The organism is Amycolatopsis sp. NPDC048633, from assembly GCF_040650695.1.
Lineage (GTDB): Bacteria > Actinomycetota > Actinomycetes > Mycobacteriales > Pseudonocardiaceae > Amycolatopsis.
The window spans coordinates 67,145-84,788 of the sequence record NZ_JBEZHS010000007.1 but is presented as its reverse complement, the minus strand read 5'-3'; the positions used below and the strand labels follow the sequence as shown (position 1 = coordinate 84,788).

Here is a 17,644-nt window from a genome sequence, read left to right as displayed (position 1 = left end):
AGCGATGATCCAGAACCTGCTGGTCGCCAACCGCGGCGAGATCGCCCGCCGCGTCTTCCGCAGTTGCCGCGACGCCGGGATCGGCACGGTCGCGGTGTTCTCCGACGCCGATGCCGCCGCGCCCCACACGCTGGAAGCGGACGCGGCCGTCCGGCTGCCCGGCAACGCGCCGTCCGAGACGTACCTGCGTGCGGAACTGCTGGTCAAGGCCGCGGCCGACACCGGAGCCGACGCCGTCCACCCCGGCTACGGCTTCCTGTCCGAGAACGCCGCGTTCGCCCGCGCCGTGCTCGACGCCGGGCTGACCTGGGTCGGGCCGCCGCCGGAGGCCATCGAGACGATGGGCTCCAAAGTGGAGTCGAAGCGGCTGATGGCCGCCGCCGGTGTCCCGGTGCTGTCCGAACTGGACCCGGCTTCGGTGACCGAGTCCGATCTTCCGTTGCTGGTCAAAGCATCTGCCGGGGGCGGCGGACGCGGGATGCGCGTGGTCCGCTCCCTCGACGAGCTGGCCGAGGCCGTGGAAGGCGCGAGCGCGGAGGCCGGGTCCGCGTTCGGCGACCCCACCGTGTTCTGCGAGAGCTACCTGGAGACCGGGCGGCACATCGAGGTCCAGGTGCTCGCCGACCGGCACGGCACGGTGTGGGCGGTGGGGGAGCGGGAGTGTTCGATCCAGCGTCGCCACCAGAAGGTCGTCGAAGAGGCGCCGTCGCCGTTCGTCGATGACGCCATGCGCGCGGAGCTGTTCGACGCCGCGCGCAAGGCGGCCCAGGCGATCGACTACGTCGGTGCGGGCACCGTCGAGTTCCTCGCCGGTCCGGACGGACGCTTCTACTTCCTCGAGATGAACACCCGGCTGCAGGTCGAGCACCCGGTCACCGAGAACGTCACGGGGCTGGATCTGGTGGCATTGCAGCTGCGCGTCGCCGACGGTGAACGGCTGTCCGCCGACCCGCCGCCGACCGTGGGCCACTCCATCGAGGTCCGGCTCTACGCCGAGGACCCGGCCGAGAACTGGCAGCCGCAGAGCGGCACGCTGCACACCTTCGAGGTGCCGGATGTGGACCGTTCGTTCACGCACGGTCCTGGGCTGCGGCTCGACTCCGGCTTCGAGACCGGGTCGGTCGTCGGGGTGCACTACGACCCGATGCTGGCCAAGGTGATCACTTGGGCGCCGACCCGCGCCGAGGCCGCGCGGCGGCTCGCCAAGGCCCTGGCGGCCACGAAGATCCACGGCGTCGTCACCAACCGCGACCTGCTCGTGAACATCCTGCGTCACGAGGCATTCCTGGCGGGGGAGACCGATACGGCGTTCTTCGACCGCCATGGCCTGGACACCTTGGCCGCGCCGCTGGCCACTGTGGACACCGAGCGCCTCTCCGCGCTGGCCGCGGCGCTCGCGGACGCGGCGGGCAACCGGGCGTCGGCGACCACGCAGGGCCGGTTGCCCAGCGGTTGGCGCAACGTCCGCTCGGCCGGGCAGCGCAAGCTCTTCTCGGTCGGCGACCGCGAGTACGAAGTGGTCTATTCGCTGACCCGGGACGGCTTGAAAGCCGAGGGTCACGACGCTGAACTGGTCACCGCCGAGCCGGGCCGGGTCGTCCTGGACGTCGCCGGGGTGCGGCGCACCTTCGACGTCGCCCGGCATGACGGAGTGTCCTACGTGGACTCCGCGCTCGGTTCGGTGGCGCTCAAAGCCGAGCCGCGGTTCGCCGACCCGGACGCGGCGCTGGCCGCGGGGTCGCTGGTCGCGCCGATGCCGGGCACCGTCGTCCGGCTGGCCGTGCAGGCCGGGGATCCGGTGAAGGCGGGCGACCCGCTGCTGTGGCTCGAGGCGATGAAGATGGAACACCGGATCGCGGCGCCCGCGGACGGCGTGGTGACCGAACTGCCGGTGACGGTCGGGCAGCAGGTCGAAGTCGGCACAATTCTGGCTGTGGTGGGAGAAGAAGCATGAACGCGATGAACTTCATCGAGCCCGAAGAGCGGATCGCGCTCCGCAAGGCCGTCGCCGAACTCGGGACCAAGTACGGGCACGAGTACTACGCGCGCAAGGCCCGCGCCGACGAGAAGACCCACGAGCTGTGGGACGAGGCCGGGCGGCTGGGCTACCTCGGCGTCAACATCCCCGAGGAGTACGGCGGCGGGGGCGCGGGCATCGCCGACCTCGCCGCGGTGCTGGAGGAACTGGCCGCCGCCGGCTCGCCGTTGCTGCTCATGGTCGTCTCGCCGGCCATTTGCGGCACCGTGATCTCCCGCTTCGGCACCGAAGAGCAGAAGAAGCAGTGGCTGCCCGGCATCGCCGACGGCAGCAAGCGGATGGTCTTCGCGATCACCGAGCCGGACGCCGGGTCGAACTCGCACAAGATCACCACCACCGCCAAGCGCGACGGCGACGGCTGGGTCCTCAGCGGACGCAAGGTCTACATCTCCGGCGTCGACGAGGCCGACGCGGTGCTCGTCGTCGGCCGGATGGAAGACTCCAAGACGGGCAAGCTCAAGCCCGCGCTGTTCATCCTGCAGACCGGCACCGCCGGGTTCGAGTACACCAAGATCCCGATGGACATCGTCGCGCCGGAGAACCAGTTCTCGCTGTTCCTCGACGACGTCCACCTCCCGGCCGAGGCGCTCGTCGGCGAGGAGGACGCGGCGATCGCGCAGCTGTTCGCCGGCCTCAACCCGGAACGCATCATGGGCGCGTCGTTCTCGCTCGGCATCGCCCGCTACGCGCTGAGCAAGGCCGTCACCTACGCCAACCAGCGCCAGGTCTGGGGCACCCCGATCGGCGCCCACCAGGGGCTCGCGCACCCGCTGTCGGAGATCAAGATCGAGCTGGAACTGGCCAAGCTGATGACGCAGAAGGCCGCGTCGCTCTACGACTCCGGCGACGACTTCGGTGCGGGGGAGTCGGCCAACATGGCCAAGTACGCCGCCGCCGAGGTCGCCATCCGCGCGACCGACCAGGCCGTGCAAACCCACGGCGGCAACGGCCTCGCCACCGAGTACGGCCTCGGCACGCTGGTCACCGCCGTCCGGCTGGGCCGGATCGCCCCGGTCAGCCGCGAGATGGTGCTCAACTTCGTCGGCCAGCACAGCCTCGGCCTGCCCAAGTCCTACTAGGAGGTCGCCATGTCTACTTTGGACGGCAAGACGATCATCATGTCCGGCGGCAGCCGCGGCATCGGCGAGGCGATCGCGCTCCGGGCCGCGAAGGACGGCGCCAACGTCGCGCTGCTCGCCAAGACCGCCGAACCGCACCCGAAGCTGCCCGGCACCATCTACACGGCTGCGGAGGCCATCGAGAAGGCCGGCGGCCACGCGCTGCCGATCCTCGGCGACGTCCGGGACGACGAGGGTGTCGCGGCGGCGGTGGCGAAGACCGTCGAGCAGTTCGGCGGCATCGACATCGTGGTGAACAACGCCAGCGCGATCGACCTGACGCCGACCGAGCAGGTCAGCATGAAGCGCTACGACCTAATGCAGGACATCAACGCGCGCGGCACGTTCCTGCTGTCGAAGCTGGCCATCCCGCACCTGCGTGCGTCGGCCAACGCGCACATCCTGACGCTGTCGCCGCCGATCAGCCTCGATGAGAAGTGGTTCACCGCCGGGCACCTCGCGTACAGCATCGCGAAGTACTCGATGAGCCTGGTGACCGTCGGCCTGGCCGCGGAACTGAAGAAGGACGGCGTCGCGGTCAACTCGCTCTGGCCGCGCACCACGATCGACACGGCGGCGATCCGCAACGTCGTCGGCGCCGAGCTGGCCGACCGCAGCCGCACGCCGGAGATCATGGCCGACGCCGCGTACGCGATCCTCACCAAGCCGAGCCGTGAGGCGACCGGGAACTTCTTCCTCGACGACGAGGTGCTGCGCGCTTCGGGGGTGACCGACTTCTCGAAGTACCGCATCGGCGGCTCGGAGGAGGACCTCCAGCTCGACTTCTGGGTCGACCCGGCTTGACCGGCGTCCGCGAACCCCAGCAGGAACGCAGCCGCACCACGCGGCGGCGGCTGATCGAGGCCGCGCTCGACAGCTTCGGCGAGCGCGGCTGGCACGGTGTCACGGTGGCTGTGATCGCCGAACGCGCGGGCGTCTCCCGGGGCGCCGCCCAGCACCACTTCCCGACGCGGGAAGACCTCGTCGCGGCGGCGGTCGACCTCCTGGGCGAGGCCCAGATCGACGAGCTGCGGGCCCAGGCCGCGGACCTGCCGAGCGGGACGTCGCGCATCGAGCGCGTCGTCGAGATGGTGCTGAACCTCTACACCGGGCCGCTGTTCCGCGCGGCCCTGCAGCTGTGGTCGGTCGCGGCGACCGACGAGGCGCTGCGGGACGTGCTGGTGCCCCTGGAGGCGCGCGTCGGGCGCGAGGCGCACCGGGTGACGGTGGAGCTCCTCGGCGTCGACGAGTCCCGGCCGGGCGTGCGCGAACTGGTCCAGGCCACTCTCGACCTGGCCCGTGGCCTGGGGCTGGCCAACCTGCTCACCGACGACACCCGGCGCCGGCGGCAGGTCGTGCGGGAGTGGGCCCGCACGCTGGAGCTGCGGCTCGCCGGCGGCTGAGCGCGGCCCCGGCAGCAGGACACCGGAGCCGCGCCACGGGCGGCCCTACAGGCAGCCGACGTAGTCGCTGGTGATCGCCGCGAGGCTCGAGCCGGTGCTGTCGTAGCTGATCTGGAGGCTCTCTTCGTTCCGGACGCACAGCCGCGTCTGCCGGCCCGCCGCGGAATAGATGGTCCGCTGCTCGCCCGCGGCCAGCACGGCCGAGCCGTCGCCGTCGTCGTAGCGAAAGCCGTCGTCGATGGCGTAGCCGAGCCGCCACTTGACGGTGCGGGTGCTGGTGGCCGTGTTGATCAGCCCGAGGTAGCCGAGCACGTTGCACTTCGTGCTGTCGCAGTTCCAGCGGAAGCAGACCTGGTAGCGGATCTTGCCGTGCGACAGCGTGCCCGAGCACTTCGGCGACGCGACGGCCGCGAGTGGTGCCGCCGGGGCCGCCGTGGCGGCCGAGAACAGCAGGCTGGGCGCGAAGGCCGTGCAGAGCAACGTGAGCAGCGCGAGGGCTCGCTTCGGCATGAGGCTCCTTCGAAAGTCGGTGGACGCCGCCTCCACGCCCCAGCCGGTCCGGCGGTTTAGCTGCCGCTCGCCGCGACTCCCGGACCGGTCGGCGACACGCCGGACCAATCCGGAACCGCACCCGCGTCCGAACCGTCATAGTGTTGTAAGTAACACAATCGGCCCAATGGGCGAATGACTGGTTGTAGTGGTTCTCGAAGGAAGGCAGTCCGGTGTCCGGTTCAGGAGTCGAGCTCACCCACCGCGCGATGGCGATGCTGAGGGCGGTGGCAGCAGGCCGGGCACAGATGTCGTGCAGCTGCGAGCCCGACCTCTTCATCGACGGATTCGCCTGTTGCGATCAGATGACGGCCCACGCGCTGGCCCACGGCGGCTACCTGCAGCCCGCCGCCGACGCCGCCGCCGGGCGCGTCCCGGCCGAGCTGACCGACGCCGGCCGCGCCGCACTGGAGATCACCCTCGCCGCCTGAGCACCTGCACGCGCGTCACAGTGCGTCGTCGAATCGCTTATCTGTTCGACTCCTGCTCCCGCCGGGTCAGCACCAGGGGAGCGTCTTCGGTGACGGCGATCGTGTGCTCGGAGTGCGCCGTGCGGGAGCCGTCCGCGGAGCGGATGGTCCAGCCGTCGGGGTCGGTGACGATCCGGTCGGTCGTGCGCGCGAACCAGGGTTCGAGCGCGAGCGTCAGGCCGGGCCGGAGCTTCATCCCGCGTCCGGCCTTGCCCGTGTTGGGGACGTGCAGGTCCTCGTGCATCGTGCGGCCGATGCCGTGGCCGCCGAACTCGGTGTTGACCGGGTAGCCGTAGTCGTGGGCCACCGCCCCGATCGCCGCCGAGATGTCGCCCAGCCGGTTGCCCGGCCGGGCTGCCCCGATCGCCGCTTCCAGGGCTTCCTCGGTGGCGCGGACGATCCGCCGGTCCTCCTCGGCGGCGGTGCCGACGATGACCGTGCGCGCCGAGTCGGCCGCCCATCCGTCGATGCTGACCGCGAAGTCGGCGGTGAGCACGTCGCCGTCGCGCAGCACGTAGTCGTGCGGCAGGCCGTGCAGGACGGCGTCGTTGACCGACAGGCAGATGACGTTGCGGAACGGGCCCTCGCCGAAGGACGGCGCGTAGTCCCAGTAGCACGACTCCGCCCCGCGTCGCTTGATCATGCCGCGGACGTGGTGCTCCAGGTCCATGAGGTTGACGCCCACGTCGGCGAGCCGGCCGACTTCGGTGAGCACCTCGGCGACGAAGCGGCCGGTCGTATGCATGCGCTCGATCTCCGCAGGGGTCTTCAGTTCGATCACGGAAACCTCGTGTCTCGGGTGGCCGGTATAGTTATACCGGAACGGTAGCACGCGTCCGGTATAGAAATACCAGGCGGGGCCGGTCGGCCGCGGGAGGGTACGCAAGCCTGTCCGACCTGGCAGGCTTGGGCCATGGCGGAACCCCCACCACAGGTGGACCCCGAGGCGACGGTCTTCCTCCCCAGCGAGCTGCGCGGCCCCCATTGGCCGACTCGCGACCTCGACGTCTCCCGGCGGCCCTACGACGAGTTCGCCACCCAGATCGTCGCGCGCCCGCCCGCCTCGCCCGTCAGCGCCGGCCGGGGTGTGGGCGCCGGCTCGTCGCTGGCCCGCTCCAGCGGCCGGATGGCCGTCGCCTCGGCCGTCAGCCGGGTCACCGGGTTCGTCGCGAAGCTGCTGCTGGCCGCCGTGGTCGGGACCGGCGTGGTCAACGACTCCTTCACCGTCGCGAACACGCTGCCCAACATCGTGTTCGAGCTGCTGTTCGGCGGCGTGCTGGCCAGTGTCGTGGTGCCGCTGCTGGTGCGCTCCCAGGACGACCCGGACGGCGGCCTCGCGTACACGCAGCGGCTGATCACGATGGCGCTGGTGCTGCTCGTCATCGGCACGGCCGTCGCGGTGGCGATCGCCCCGCTGTTCACCGCGCTCTACGTCGACAAATCGTCAGCGGAGGCGAACCCGGGGCTCACCACCGCGCTCGCGTACCTGCTGCTGCCGCAGATCCTGTTCTACGGCCTCTTCGCGCTGCTCTCGGCGATCCTCAACGCCCAGAACGTCTTCGGCCCGCCGGCCTGGGCGCCGGTGCTGAACAACGTCGTCGTCACCGCCACGCTGGTCGCGTTCGCGCTGGTGCCCGGGGAACTGACGGTCGACCCGGCGCGGATGGGCGACCCGAAGCTGCTCGTGCTCGGCCTCGGCACCACGCTCGGCATCGTCGTGCAGGCCCTGGTGCTGATCCCCGCGCTGCGGCGCACCGGGTTCCGGTTCCGCTGGCGCTGGGGCTTCGACCCGCGGATCAAGGAGTTCGGCGGGCTCGCCGCGTGGATCCTCGGCTACGTCGTGGTCAGCCACGTCGGGTTCGTCGTCACCACCCGCGTGCTGACGCACGGGAGCAGCGGCGGCGTCACGGCCTACAGCTACGCATCCCTGCTCTTCCAGCTCCCGTACGGCATCCTCGGCGTCTCGCTGCTGACCGCGCTGATGCCGCGGATGAGCCGCGCCGCCGCGGACGGCAACACGAGCTCGCTCGTCGGCGACCTCTCGCTCGCGTCCCGCATGTCGACGGTGTTGTTCGTGCCGATCTCCGCCGTGCTGGCCGTGGTCGGCACCCCGGTCGGCATCGCGATCTTCACCTGGGGCCGCGGCACCCTCGACGACGCCGAGCGGCTCGGCCAGACCCTCGCCGTCTCCGCCGTCGGGTTGCTGCCCTTCGCGCTGGTCATGTTGCAGCTGCGGGTGTTCTACGCGATGAAGGACGCCCGCACGCCGACGCTCATCATGCTCGTGATGACCGCGGTCAAGATCCCGCTGCTCCTGCTCTGCCGCGGCCTGCTCGACGGCGAGCACGTCGTCTACGGCGTGATGCTCGTGAACGGCGCCGGGTTCGTCGTCGGCGCCGTCCTCGGCCAGGTCTGGCTGTGGGTCCGGCTCGGGCACCTGCGCAGCAAGCGATCCCTGCGGGTCGGGCTGATCACCCTCGGGGTGAGCGCGCTCGGCGTCGGGGCCGCGGTGCTCGCCGGCTACGCCGTGCCCGGCTCCCTCGGGGTCATCCCAGCCGCGTGGGTGAAACTTCCGGTCCAGACCTTGCTCGGGATGGCCGTCCCGTTCGGCTTGCTCGCCCTGCTGAAGCTCCCGGAGTTCACCCCGGTGACCCGGCGCGCGGGCGCTCTCCTGCGGCGATTCGCGTCTCGTTGACGACTACGGCCGGGAGCGTGATCCGGATGTCTCGAAACGGTAACGAGACCGCTGCGATCAGCGCGTTTACATTTCCGGCGCGGCTTTCTACGATCCACCCGGATCAGCGATGGGGTGGAGGGCGTGCATGACGCGCAGGGCGCGCAGGCGGCGGGACCGGGTCACGGTCGACGAACTGCTGCGGGAGGCCGGGGCGCGGCCCCGCAAACCCGGTTCGCGCTCGGCCGAGGCGGCCGCCCGGCGTGATCCCGACGCCGAGCCACGCGGCGCGGCGGGCCGGATCGCGCTGGCGTCGGCGGTGCTCGTGGTGCTCGGCGGGCTCGTGCTCGTCCTGGCGACCCGGACCGAACCCGTTCCGGGGTCCACGCAGTTCCCGCAGCTGCAGCCGGCCACGGGCGTCCCGGCGTCGACCGTGATCGCGGTGCCGACGCAGACGACGACCCCGTCGCCGGTGGTCATGCACGCGCGCCAGACACCGACCCCCACGCCGACCGTGACGGTCGAGCTCCCGCCGTCACCGACGACGACGGTCACGCTCCCGACGTTCACCCCGGACTACCGGTGCTACCCCTACGGCTGCCGTCGCGACGGCACGCCGGTGCGCTGACGCCGCAGCAGCAGGTAGGTCCCGGCGGCGAGCACGAACCCGGCGGCGAAGGTCAGGTCGCCGGTGCCGGGGACGGCTTTCGGGATCGGCGCGGTGTAGAGCGCCTGGTTCGCGAACAGCCCGACAGAGACCACCAGCCCGACGAGGAACGCCGTGAACCCGGCGACGTTGCGGTGGCGCCGGTCCGCGAGCAGCTCGCCGAACTCCGTGCCGCGGCGCAGGTGGTGGTCGGCCAGCAACACGCCGAGCCACGGGCCGATCCAGTACGCGATGACCAGCAGGAAGTTCTCGTACGCGTGCCCGGCGTCGGCCAGCCCGAGCCAGGCCAGCACGAAGCCGACCGCGCCGAACGCGAGCGCGACGACGGCGCGGCGCCAGGCCAGCGGCAGCCGGATCCCGAGGGCCAGGAAGGCGAGCGCGCCGGAGTAGACGTTGAGGACGTTCGCGGCGACGGCGCCGAGGGTGATCGCCAGCAGCGTCGCGGCGGCGACGAAACCGGGCAGGTGCCCGGTGAACGCCGTCGCGGGGTTGTCGCCGCCCGGACCGGCGATGGTCGTCGAGGCGGCGCCGACGAGCATCAGGACCGTGGTGGAGAGGAACAGGCCACCGCCGGCGTAGAGGCCGACCGCGCGTGGTGACGCGGTCTTCGGCAGGTAGCGCGTGTAGTCGGCGGCGTACGGGTTCCAGCCCGCGGTGTAGCCGAACGCGGTGCCGACGGCGAGGAGGAACCCGCCCACGCTCCCGGAGTTGGTGGTGGCGCCGGACTTCCCGAAGATGACGACGCTCGCGACGGCGAACACGACCGCGAGGACGGCGAAGACGTACTTCTCGTACGCCTGGACGAGGTTGTGCCCGAAGAACGCGATGACGATCTGCAGCGCGACGACGAGCACGAGGCAGGCGACGGTGGGCAGGCCGGTGAGGCTGGCGAGCGCGAAGGCCCCGCTGACGCTGTTGACGGCGAACCAGCCGACGCCGGCCATGACCGACATGAGCGCGGCCGGCACCAGGTTCCCGCGGTAGCCGAACGCGGCCCGCCCGAGCACCATCTGCGGCACGCCGTAGCGCGGCCCGCGGGCGCTCAGCACGCCGTGCGCGAGAGAGCCGAGCCCGTTGCCGACGACCGCGGCGAGCGCGGCCTGGGTGAAGGAGAGCCCGAAGGCGGTGACGGCCAGAACGCCGACGAAGACCGTGGCGAACTCGAGGTTGGGGGAGGCCCACGTCCAGGCCAGCTGCCGGGGCTTCCCGTGGCGGTCGGCGTCGGCGACGGGTTCGACCCCGCCGGGTTCGACGGCGACGACCTTTTCGCCGTAGCCGGGGTGCTCGGTGCTCGCCATGCGAAGACGGTAGGCGACGAAGATTGCGGCGGTGTGACGGAATCCGGTTCCCGGTGACCGGAAACTGTTTCGCTGACCGGAACCCGGATCCCCGGACGGTTCCCGCTCATCGGAACCCGCGAAGACCCCCTCACCGGCCCCGATGCCGGTGAGAGGGCCTTCGACAGCCCCACTACGGGCTCAGTGTCAGCCGGCGTACCCGGCGACGATCTTCGTGAACGCGTACTTGTCCTGCGTGATGCCGCTGCATTCGCCGCCGCCGCTGCAGTCGCGGTTGGTGGCCCAGAACGTCAAGCGGGCGAGGTGGTGGCTCGCCGCGTAGCCGCGGATGGAGTTGAAGTTCGCGACCGTGACCGTCTCGCCCGCGTTGTCGGTCTTGCCGTTCATCGAGGAGAGGCCGCTGTGCCGGTAGGCGGTGTCGTCGTTCCAGCCGAACGTGGTCTTGAGCTGGTTCTTCAGCCCGTCGACCGCGGACTTCGTCAGCGCGGCCATGTCGCCGCCGCTGGAGAAGTCGAACGGCATGACCGACCAGACGTCGACCGGCGCGCCGATCGCCTTGGCCTGGTTGATCAGGCGCTTGCCCCACGAGTCGGGGCCGGTCGTCGTGGTGCCGATGGTGATGACGACCTTCAGGTTCGGGTTCGCCTGCTTGGTCAGCTTGACCGCGTTGAGGATGCGGTCCTGCACCGTGTTGTTCTGGAACTCGTCGGTGTTCTCGATGTCGAGGTCGATCGCCTTGAGGCCGTAGGCGTCGATCACCTTCTGGTACGCGCCCGCCAGCGCCGACGCCGACGTGCACTTCGAGCCCAGCTTCGTGCCGGACCAGCCGCCGAAGGAGGGGATCACGTCCCCGCCCGCGTTGCGGATGTTCTGGATCATCGTCTTGTCCGAGCCGGTCAGCGAGCGGCTGCCGTCCCACTTCGGGTTGCAGGTGCCGTCGGACAGGACGAACGCGAGGGTAAACGCTTTCACGCCGGTCGCGGACATCGCCGCGGTGGGGCTGGTCTGCCCGCCCCACTGGTACAGGTACGGCGAGGCGAGCACCGGGTCGACCGCGGCCATGGCCTGCGGGGCGAGGCCGACGGCCGTCGCCATCGCGGCTCCGGCGGCGACCGCGAGGGTCACCAGACGGCGCATGGATTTCATGATGGGGTCCTCCAAACGTGCAGGTTGGAGCACCTCCGGTTTGAGGCGGCGGGATCATCCCGGGAGGAGCACTGTGTGCCACCACACAGTGGACTAGACCAATGTTCGATGTCAACCCTTCGAGGGTCGGAAATATGACTTACCGTGCGCGACCGGCTCCCGAGCGTCGGCGACGTGAGATTCCCCTGAAGGCGGAGTGACAGCGCCCCGCATTCCGGCTACTTTGCCGAAATGGTGGGGGATTCGGTCGCCGCCGGCGGGGGACGCCGCCGGTTCCTGCCCGCCCTCGTGCTGCAGCGCTGGGCACTGTGGCGGCTGCCGCGCCGGGGCCAGGTCCTCTACATCGTCGTGATCGACGCCCTCGCCGTCGCCGCGGCCGTGCTCGCCGCCCTCCGGTTCCCGCCGCTCGCCACCATGGTGGCGCCGTTCGCGCTGCTCGTGGGCGGGATGCTGGTGTCGGCCGAGCTCGCCCGCACGGTGGAGCGCCACCGCGAGGAAACCCTCCTCGGCCCCGGCGTCGACACCCCGTGGATCTTCGCCGGCGTGCTGGTGCTGCGGCCGGGCCTCGCCGTCGCGCTGGTCGTGCTCTCCGCGCTGCACCAGTGGTTCCGGGTCCGCAGAAGACCCGTGTACCGGCAGGTGTTCGGCGCCGCCGCGACGGCGCTGGCCGGCCTCGTCGCCGGCGCGTTCCTCACCGCGACGGGCGTCCGGCCGCTCGGCGGGGTCCTCGACGCCCGCACCGTCCTCCTGCTGACCGTCGCCGGCGTGGTGTTCCTGGCGGTGAACGCCTCGCTCGTGACCGCCGCCGACGGTCCCCGCCGCCCCCGCGACGCGCTCCCGGGACATGCTTTCGACGCCGCGATGACCGCGTCCGCCCTGCCGCTCGCCTGGGCCGCCGGAGCCGCACCGCTGCTGGTCCCGCTGCTGGCCGGCGCCACCGTCGTGCTGCACCGCGGCGGGCTGGGCCGCGGCCGCCGCGACCACGTCACCCTCGATCCCGGTACCGGCGTGCTGACCGCGGCGTCGTGGCGCGGCGCCGCCGAAGCCGAGCTGGACCGGCTCGGCCGCCACGGCCCCGGCCAGGCCGTGCTGCTGCTCGACCTCGACCACTTCCGCCAGCTCAACGACCGCTACGGCGCCCGCATCGGCGACGCCGTCCTGCGCGCGGTCGCCGACACCCTGCGCGACGAGGTCCGCGCCGCGGATCTCGTGGGCCGCTCCGGCGGCGAGGAGTTCGCGGTGCTGCTGCCCGGCACGGGCCGCTTCGACGCCGTGGCGATCGCCGAGCGGATCCGGCTGAAGGTCGCGTCGACGCTGGTGGCGCTGAAGGCCTCGGGAGACGGGCCGCAGTTCGTCGGCGTGACGGTGTCGATCGGGGTCGCGGTCTGCGCGGACGGGCTGCTTCCGGACGCGCTGCTGGCCGCGGAAGCGGCGGTGCTGCGGGCGAAGGCGGCGGGCCGGAACCGGACGATCTGCGCGGAGCCGGGCTAGCGCGTCCGGGCCCGATGTCCCCGCACCATCGGCGTTATCTTTCCGTTAGGTCGGCCGTACAACCGGCAATATCCCGGGGCGTCTTTGGGAGCAGGGAAGGCGGCGAGGGGCCGCCGGGGAATTCAGGGGGAACAAATGTCTTCACTTCGTCGTGTCGTGGGCGCCGCGGCAATTGTGGCGGCGGCGGCGATTCTGTCGGCGTGCACTGGTCAGCAGGATTCTCCGTCGAATGGCGGAGCGACCCCGGCGCCGACGACGACACCGGCGGCGACGACGGCCGCCGCCGCTCCCGTGCAGGCCACGACGTCCGCGCAGGTGGCGAAGCCGGCGCCGGCCAAGGTGAACGCTTGCGCCTCCGCCACCAAGGCCACGTTGGAAGCCGCGCTCAAGGCGGACGAGAAAGCGTCCGGTGCGCTGGTCATCGACGGCAAGGGGCTGCAGCGCATCAAATGCGTGGCACCCTGGGCTTTCGCGCACTTCTCCAATGACATCGACGGCGGCAGCGTTTTGTTCACCCAGCGGAACGGGACCTGGGTTCCGGTGGGCGGGGGTACCGGAGAATTGTGTGAAAAGGTCCCGGCCGCGATCGCCCAGCAGATCTGTTACTGAGTGACCGTGATGGCGTCCAGCTTCTCGCGCAGGTAGTCCGCCGCGATCACCTCCGGGTACGTCCGCTTGCCCAGCGGCGGCGCCAGCGAGGTGATCCGCGCGTTGTGGTCGGTCTCGTAGAAGAAGATCAGCGACACGAGGTCCTCGTCGGGTGCCGAGGCGGCCGGTGGCAGGACGCGGTGCCGCGTCGACCGCCACCGGTCGCCGGTCCAGCGGGCCATCAGGTCGCCGATGTTCACCGTGAGCGCGTCCGGGTGGAACGGCGCGTCCACCCACTCGCCGCCGGGCGTGAAGACCTGCAGCCCGCCGACCCCGGCCTGGCGGTCGAGCACGGTCACCGTGCCGAAGTCGGTGTGCGGCCCGATCCGGAACTGCTCCGGCTCCGGCGCGCCGACGTGGGTCATCGGCGGGTACCAGTTGATGTTGAACGTGTACGTCGGGTGCGCGGTGTGGCGCGTGAAGTGGCTCTCGGCCAGGCCGAGCGCCGCGGCGAAGATCTCCAGCAGGTGGTCCGACAGGGCCCGCATCCGGCGCATGTACTCCGTGGCCGTCTCGGCGAGCGCCGGGACCTCGTCCGGCCAGACGTTGGGCTGGAACCAGAACCCGTCGACCTCGGCGACGCCGACACCGAAGTCCGCGCCCGCGGAGTACGACTCCTTGAGGTCCGGCGGCGTTTCGGTGCCCTCGGCGTAGCCGTTGGCCTCGACGCCCGGCGGCAGCCAGCCGCGGCCGCCGACGGTCACGGCGTAGCGCTGCTTGACGTCCTCGGGCAGCGCGAAGAACTCCCGCGCCAGCTCACGCGTCCGCCGGCGCAGGTCGTCCGGGACGCCGTGCCCGGTGACCAGCAGGAACCCGGACTCGCGCAGGGCGCGGTCGATCTGCCCGGCCACCTCGGCGCGGCCCTCGGACGTGCCCGCGAACCACGGCGAAAGGTCCACGAGCGGAACGGATGACGACATACCGGCTCCTCAGCAACGCACTGTCCTATTCGGACTTCTCGACCCCGATGTCCTCGAACCACAGGTCCGGGCGCGCCGCGATGAACTCCGTCATCAGCGCGGTGCACGCGGGATCGTCGAGCAGGGTGATCTCCACGCCGAGCCCGGCGAGCCAGTCGTGCCCGCCGTGGAACGTCTCGGCCTCGCCGATGACGACGCGCCCGATCCCGAACTGACGGACGAGCCCGGAGCAGTACCAGCAGGGCGAAAGCGTGGTGACCATGATCGTGTCGCGGTAGTGCGGACGGCGCCCGGCGTTGCGGAACGCCGAGGTCTCGGCGTGCATCGAGGGGTCGTCGTCCTGCACGCGCCGGTTGTGCCCGCGGCCCAGCAGCGTGCCCGCGGTGTCGAACAGCGCGGCCCCGATGGGCACGCCACCCTCGGCCTTGCCCAGCTCGGCTTCTTCACGGGCGACGGCGAGCAGGGCGCCAGGGTCGATCGGCATGCGTCACTCTTTCCACCCGGCGCGGTCCGTGGCAAGTGTTTGACCACCTCAGGTGGATCGAGGACCGAAACTGTCCTCGATGCATGGCACACTGCGTGCCATGTACGGCACCTCGGAACGCCTGCTCAGGCTGCTCTCCCTGCTGCAGGCCCGGCGCGACTGGCCCGGTGCCGACCTCGCGTCGCGGCTCGAGGTCGACGTCCGCACGATCCGCCGCGACGTCGAGCGGCTGCGCTCCCTCGGCTACCCGGTGCACGCGACCCCCGGCGTCGCCGGCGGCTACCGGCTCGGCGCGGGCGCCGCGCTCCCGCCGTTGCTGCTGGACGACGACGAGGCCGTCGCGGTCGCGGTCGGCCTGCGCACGGCGGCGAGCGGCACGGTCAGCGGCATCGAGGAGACGTCGGTGCGCGCGCTGGCGAAGCTGGAGCAGGTGCTCCCGGCCCGGTTGCGGCCCCGGGTGGGCGCGCTGCAGGCGGCGACGATGTCGCTCCCGGGCGGCGGCCCGACGGTGGACGCGTCGGTGCTGACGGTGATCGCGGCGGCGTGCCGCGACCACGAGCGGCTGCGCTTCGGCTACGGCGACCGCGCGGGCACGGAGACGGAACGCTCGGTCGAGCCGCTGCGGCTGGTCCACACCGGGCGCCGCTGGTACCTGGTGGCGTTCGACCTGGACCGCGACGGCTGGCGCACGTTCCGCGTCGACCGCGTCACGGGCGTCCCGGCGCCGAGCTTCCGCTTCACCCCGCGCGAACCCCCGGCGGAGGACCTGGCGGCGTACGTGTCCCAGCAGATCTCGTCGGCGCCGTACCCGCTCCAGCTGGTGCTGCGGGTGGCAGCGCCGGCGTCGGAGCTGTCGAGCCGGGTGCCGCCCGCGAGCGGCGCCGTGGAGCCGATCGACGAGCACAGCTGCCGGGTCCGCACCGGGGCGAACACCCTGGACACGGTGCCGTACTACCTGGCCCAGTGGGGGTACGACTTCGTGGTGGAGGAGGCGCCGCCGGGCTTGGTGGAGCGGCTGCGGGAGGTGGCCGAGCGCTTCGCGCGGGCCGTCGGTTAGGTCGGTTCGACGCGGATGCGATCGCTCTCGCCGTCGGTGAGAAACGACGCGAGTGCGCCGCCTTCCGCGGTCACCGCCGAGCGTTCGGGCCTGGTCAACCGCCGCACCGGCTGCACCACCACGGCGTCGGCGTCGACCGTCCAGGTCGCCGAAACCCGGCCGTCCACCAGCACCACCCGTTCGCCCGCGACCGACAACCCCCGGTGGGCGTCGTCGATGATGCGGGTCCGGTCGTCGTAGCCGAGGATCGCGTTGTCGAACGCCGGCAGGAACCGCACCGGCGCCGGCGTGCCCGGGTCGGGGCGCGGCGCGTCCGGCAGGTCGAGCAGCTCGCGGCCGCGCTCGTCGCGGAAGACCACCAGTTCGTCGCGCACGGCTTTCACCGCCGCCGGCAACCCGGCCAGACCGGACCACATGCGCAGGTCCGCCGTCGCCGCCGGACCGAATGCGGCCAGGTAGCGCTTCACCAGCGCTTGCCCGACGCCGTCGGCCGGGTCGAGCGGGTCGATGTCCCGGCCCAGCCACGCCGCGACCGGCAGGTTCCGCACCCCGCCCTTGGCCCGCCACAGCCCACGCGGCGGCAGCTGCACCACCGGGATCAGCGCGGCGATGAGCATCTCGCCGAGCGGCCGCGGGCCGCACGAAGGCCACCGGTCCGCGACCGCCCGGGCCAGCTCGCTCATCGAGCGGGGCTCACCGTCGGCCAGGACCGCCCGGCCCGCCGCCGCGAGGTCGCCGAGGTCCACCCCTTCGAGCTCGCGGCGGTAGGTGCCGAGGACGCGCTGGCGCAGCATGGCGTCGAAGCGGGCCCGCCACGCCAGGACGTCCTCGGCGGTGAGCAGGTGGACGGTCCGGCGCATCAGGTGCGTCCGCACCACGCGCCGCCCGGCGAGCAGGTCCGACAGCGTCGCCGGGTCGAACGCGCGCAGCCGGGACCACAGCCCGGTGAACGGCTCCTGCGGCTCCTGCGCCTGCAGGCCGCCGAGGTGCGCGACGGCGTCGTGCACCGGCAGGTCGGCGCGGTCGAGCAGCAGCTGCCGGGCGAGCGCCGCGCGGTTGAGCGACCGGGCATCCAGCAGCGTCACGACGACTTCTGGCCGTCGAGCGTCTCGCGGAGGAGGTCGGCGTGGCCGGCGTGCTGGGCGGTCTCGGTGATGACGTGCAGCATGGCCCGCCGTGCGCTCCACACCGTCCCCGGCCGGTTCCACGGCGCGTCCGGCAGCGGGTGCGTCGCGGAGAGGTCGACCTTGGCGACGATTTCCTCGCTGCGCTTCGCGACGTCTTCGTAGCGCGCGAGCACGCCCGCCAGCGTCTCGCCCGGCTGCATGGCGAACTCGTTCTGGTGGTCGATCGCCCACTGCGGGTACTCCCGGGCGGTCCCGGCGGCCATGTCCGCCCAGGTCACGCCGTCGGGCAGGTCGTAGCGCATGGCTGACGGACCGTCGACGGCGAAGCGCTGCCAGTTCTCTTCCATGGACGCGACGTGCTTGACGAGCCCGCCGAGGCAGAGCGCGCTGACGGTCGGCCGCGCGCCGGCCTGCTCGTCGGTGAGGCCGTTCGTGGCGGCGACGAGGGCGGCCCGGGCGGCCGCCAGCTCGGCGATGAGGTCGTCGCGTTCGGTTTCGTTGCTCATGGGACCACTTTGCCAGGGGTAGCGGACAGGACGTGTCCGCTACTTCAG

Annotated in this window: 18 protein-coding genes; 10 read left to right on the top strand and 8 right to left on the bottom strand. The window is 71.8% G+C overall.

Annotated elements, in window-relative coordinates; genetic code table 11:
• Positions 1-4 precede the first annotated feature (4 nt).
• From AB0C38_RS16020 to AB0C38_RS16005, 4 genes are read left to right on the top strand one after another with little or no spacing between them, the layout of a single operon-like run.
• Positions 5-1,954: a biotin carboxylase N-terminal domain-containing protein gene (locus AB0C38_RS16020; RefSeq protein WP_360672934.1), complete on the top strand. Its 1,950-nt coding sequence runs from the start codon at positions 5-7 to the stop codon at positions 1,952-1,954.
• Positions 1,951-3,117 (top strand): acyl-CoA dehydrogenase, encoded by a 1,167-nt coding sequence (locus AB0C38_RS16015; RefSeq protein ID WP_360672931.1) that lies wholly within the window; start codon positions 1,951-1,953, stop codon positions 3,115-3,117. Before AB0C38_RS16020 ends, AB0C38_RS16015 begins: the two co-directional genes overlap by 4 nt.
• A gap of 9 nt (positions 3,118-3,126) precedes the next feature.
• Entirely contained in the window at positions 3,127-3,960 is an 834-nt protein-coding gene (locus AB0C38_RS16010; protein WP_360672928.1) for an NAD(P)-dependent oxidoreductase, read from the top strand.
• Complete coding sequence (locus AB0C38_RS16005; protein ID WP_360672925.1) at positions 3,957-4,559, top strand: TetR/AcrR family transcriptional regulator; 603 nt, start codon at positions 3,957-3,959, stop codon at positions 4,557-4,559. The genes AB0C38_RS16010 and AB0C38_RS16005 overlap by 4 nt, the downstream gene beginning before the upstream one ends.
• Before the next feature lie 45 nt (positions 4,560-4,604).
• Here the strand turns inward: AB0C38_RS16005 and AB0C38_RS16000 are convergent, their stop codons facing one another.
• On the bottom strand, positions 4,605-5,069 hold the full coding sequence (locus AB0C38_RS16000; RefSeq protein ID WP_360672922.1) for a hypothetical protein: 465 nt from the start codon (positions 5,067-5,069) through the stop codon (positions 4,605-4,607).
• 212 nt (positions 5,070-5,281) lie between these two features.
• Here AB0C38_RS16000 and AB0C38_RS15995 point away from each other — a divergent pair, with 212 nt between their 5' ends.
• Positions 5,282-5,539, top strand: coding sequence for a hypothetical protein (locus AB0C38_RS15995; protein WP_360672920.1), 258 nt, complete (start codon positions 5,282-5,284; stop codon positions 5,537-5,539).
• 37 nt (positions 5,540-5,576) lie between these two features.
• On the opposite strand, the gene map is transcribed toward AB0C38_RS15995, so the two are convergent.
• Positions 5,577-6,359 (bottom strand): type I methionyl aminopeptidase, encoded by a 783-nt coding sequence (gene map, locus AB0C38_RS15990; protein ID WP_360672916.1) that lies wholly within the window; start codon positions 6,357-6,359, stop codon positions 5,577-5,579.
• Between the two features lie 132 nt (positions 6,360-6,491).
• Between map and murJ the strand changes: the two genes are divergently transcribed.
• Complete coding sequence (gene murJ / locus AB0C38_RS15985; protein WP_360672913.1) at positions 6,492-8,273, top strand: murein biosynthesis integral membrane protein MurJ; 1,782 nt, start codon at positions 6,492-6,494, stop codon at positions 8,271-8,273.
• A gap of 127 nt (positions 8,274-8,400) precedes the next feature.
• A complete protein-coding gene (locus AB0C38_RS15980) occupies positions 8,401-8,880 on the top strand; it encodes a hypothetical protein (protein WP_360672910.1) in 480 nt (159 codons plus the stop codon).
• Here AB0C38_RS15980 and AB0C38_RS15975 read toward each other — a convergent pair.
• Positions 8,844-10,217: a cytosine permease gene (locus AB0C38_RS15975; protein WP_360672908.1), complete on the bottom strand. Its 1,374-nt coding sequence runs from the start codon at positions 10,215-10,217 to the stop codon at positions 8,844-8,846. The genes AB0C38_RS15980 and AB0C38_RS15975 overlap by 37 nt on opposite strands.
• 186 nt (positions 10,218-10,403) lie before the next feature.
• On the bottom strand, positions 10,404-11,354 hold the full coding sequence (locus tag AB0C38_RS15970) for a chitinase (protein ID WP_360672906.1): 951 nt from the start codon (positions 11,352-11,354) through the stop codon (positions 10,404-10,406).
• A 240-nt stretch (positions 11,355-11,594) separates the two neighbouring features.
• Between AB0C38_RS15970 and AB0C38_RS15965 the strand changes: the two genes are divergently transcribed.
• Together AB0C38_RS15965 and AB0C38_RS15960 are read left to right on the top strand one after the other, a co-directional pair.
• A complete protein-coding gene (locus AB0C38_RS15965) occupies positions 11,595-12,854 on the top strand; it encodes a GGDEF domain-containing protein (RefSeq protein ID WP_360672904.1) in 1,260 nt (419 codons plus the stop codon).
• Between the two features lie 135 nt (positions 12,855-12,989).
• Positions 12,990-13,463 (top strand): hypothetical protein, encoded by a 474-nt coding sequence (locus tag AB0C38_RS15960; RefSeq protein ID WP_360672900.1) that lies wholly within the window; start codon positions 12,990-12,992, stop codon positions 13,461-13,463.
• On the opposite strand, the gene AB0C38_RS15955 is transcribed toward AB0C38_RS15960, so the two are convergent.
• Positions 13,457-14,422 carry a 2-oxoglutarate and iron-dependent oxygenase domain-containing protein gene (locus AB0C38_RS15955; RefSeq protein ID WP_360672897.1) on the bottom strand — a complete coding sequence of 322 codons (966 nt, stop codon included), beginning with the start codon at positions 14,420-14,422 and terminating at the stop codon, positions 13,457-13,459. The genes AB0C38_RS15960 and AB0C38_RS15955 overlap by 7 nt on opposite strands.
• 25 nt (positions 14,423-14,447) lie before the next feature.
• Positions 14,448-14,906 (bottom strand): nucleoside deaminase, encoded by a 459-nt coding sequence (locus AB0C38_RS15950; protein ID WP_360672894.1) that lies wholly within the window; start codon positions 14,904-14,906, stop codon positions 14,448-14,450.
• Between the two features lie 100 nt (positions 14,907-15,006).
• On the opposite strand from AB0C38_RS15950, the gene AB0C38_RS15945 reads away from it, so the two are divergent.
• Positions 15,007-15,963, top strand: a complete 957-nt coding sequence (locus tag AB0C38_RS15945; RefSeq protein WP_360672891.1) for a YafY family protein — start codon at positions 15,007-15,009, stop codon at positions 15,961-15,963.
• Here AB0C38_RS15945 and AB0C38_RS15940 read toward each other — a convergent pair.
• Both AB0C38_RS15940 and AB0C38_RS15935 read right to left on the bottom strand, forming a co-directional pair.
• On the bottom strand, positions 15,960-17,048 hold the full coding sequence (locus AB0C38_RS15940; protein ID WP_360672888.1) for a winged helix DNA-binding domain-containing protein: 1,089 nt from the start codon (positions 17,046-17,048) through the stop codon (positions 15,960-15,962). The genes AB0C38_RS15945 and AB0C38_RS15940 overlap by 4 nt on opposite strands.
• Positions 17,045-17,596: a DinB family protein gene (locus tag AB0C38_RS15935; RefSeq protein ID WP_360672885.1), complete on the bottom strand. Its 552-nt coding sequence runs from the start codon at positions 17,594-17,596 to the stop codon at positions 17,045-17,047. The genes AB0C38_RS15940 and AB0C38_RS15935 overlap by 4 nt, the downstream gene beginning before the upstream one ends.
• Positions 17,597-17,644 lie beyond the last annotated feature (48 nt).

Bases quoted from the DNA above. Each gene is read 5' to 3' on its own strand.
- AB0C38_RS16020 (WP_360672934.1), top strand. From the start codon at position 5: ATGATCCAGAACCTGCTGGTCGCCAACCGCGGCGAGATCGCCCGCCGC.
- AB0C38_RS16015 (WP_360672931.1), top strand. From the start codon at position 1,951: ATGAACGCGATGAACTTCATCGAGCCCGAAGAGCGGATCGCGCTCCGC.
- AB0C38_RS16010 (WP_360672928.1), top strand. From the start codon at position 3,127: ATGTCTACTTTGGACGGCAAGACGATCATCATGTCCGGCGGCAGCCGC.
- AB0C38_RS16000 (WP_360672922.1), bottom strand. From the start codon at position 5,069: ATGCCGAAGCGAGCCCTCGCGCTGCTCACGTTGCTCTGCACGGCCTTC.
- murJ (WP_360672913.1), top strand. From the start codon at position 6,492: ATGGCGGAACCCCCACCACAGGTGGACCCCGAGGCGACGGTCTTCCTC.
- AB0C38_RS15980 (WP_360672910.1), top strand. From the start codon at position 8,401: ATGACGCGCAGGGCGCGCAGGCGGCGGGACCGGGTCACGGTCGACGAA.
- AB0C38_RS15975 (WP_360672908.1), bottom strand. From the start codon at position 10,217: ATGGCGAGCACCGAGCACCCCGGCTACGGCGAAAAGGTCGTCGCCGTC.
- AB0C38_RS15970 (WP_360672906.1), bottom strand. From the start codon at position 11,354: ATGCGCCGTCTGGTGACCCTCGCGGTCGCCGCCGGAGCCGCGATGGCG.
- AB0C38_RS15965 (WP_360672904.1), top strand. From the start codon at position 11,595: ATGGTGGGGGATTCGGTCGCCGCCGGCGGGGGACGCCGCCGGTTCCTG.
- AB0C38_RS15960 (WP_360672900.1), top strand. From the start codon at position 12,990: ATGTCTTCACTTCGTCGTGTCGTGGGCGCCGCGGCAATTGTGGCGGCG.
- AB0C38_RS15955 (WP_360672897.1), bottom strand. From the start codon at position 14,422: ATGTCGTCATCCGTTCCGCTCGTGGACCTTTCGCCGTGGTTCGCGGGC.
- AB0C38_RS15950 (WP_360672894.1), bottom strand. From the start codon at position 14,906: ATGCCGATCGACCCTGGCGCCCTGCTCGCCGTCGCCCGTGAAGAAGCC.
- AB0C38_RS15945 (WP_360672891.1), top strand. From the start codon at position 15,007: ATGTACGGCACCTCGGAACGCCTGCTCAGGCTGCTCTCCCTGCTGCAG.
- AB0C38_RS15935 (WP_360672885.1), bottom strand. From the start codon at position 17,596: ATGAGCAACGAAACCGAACGCGACGACCTCATCGCCGAGCTGGCGGCC.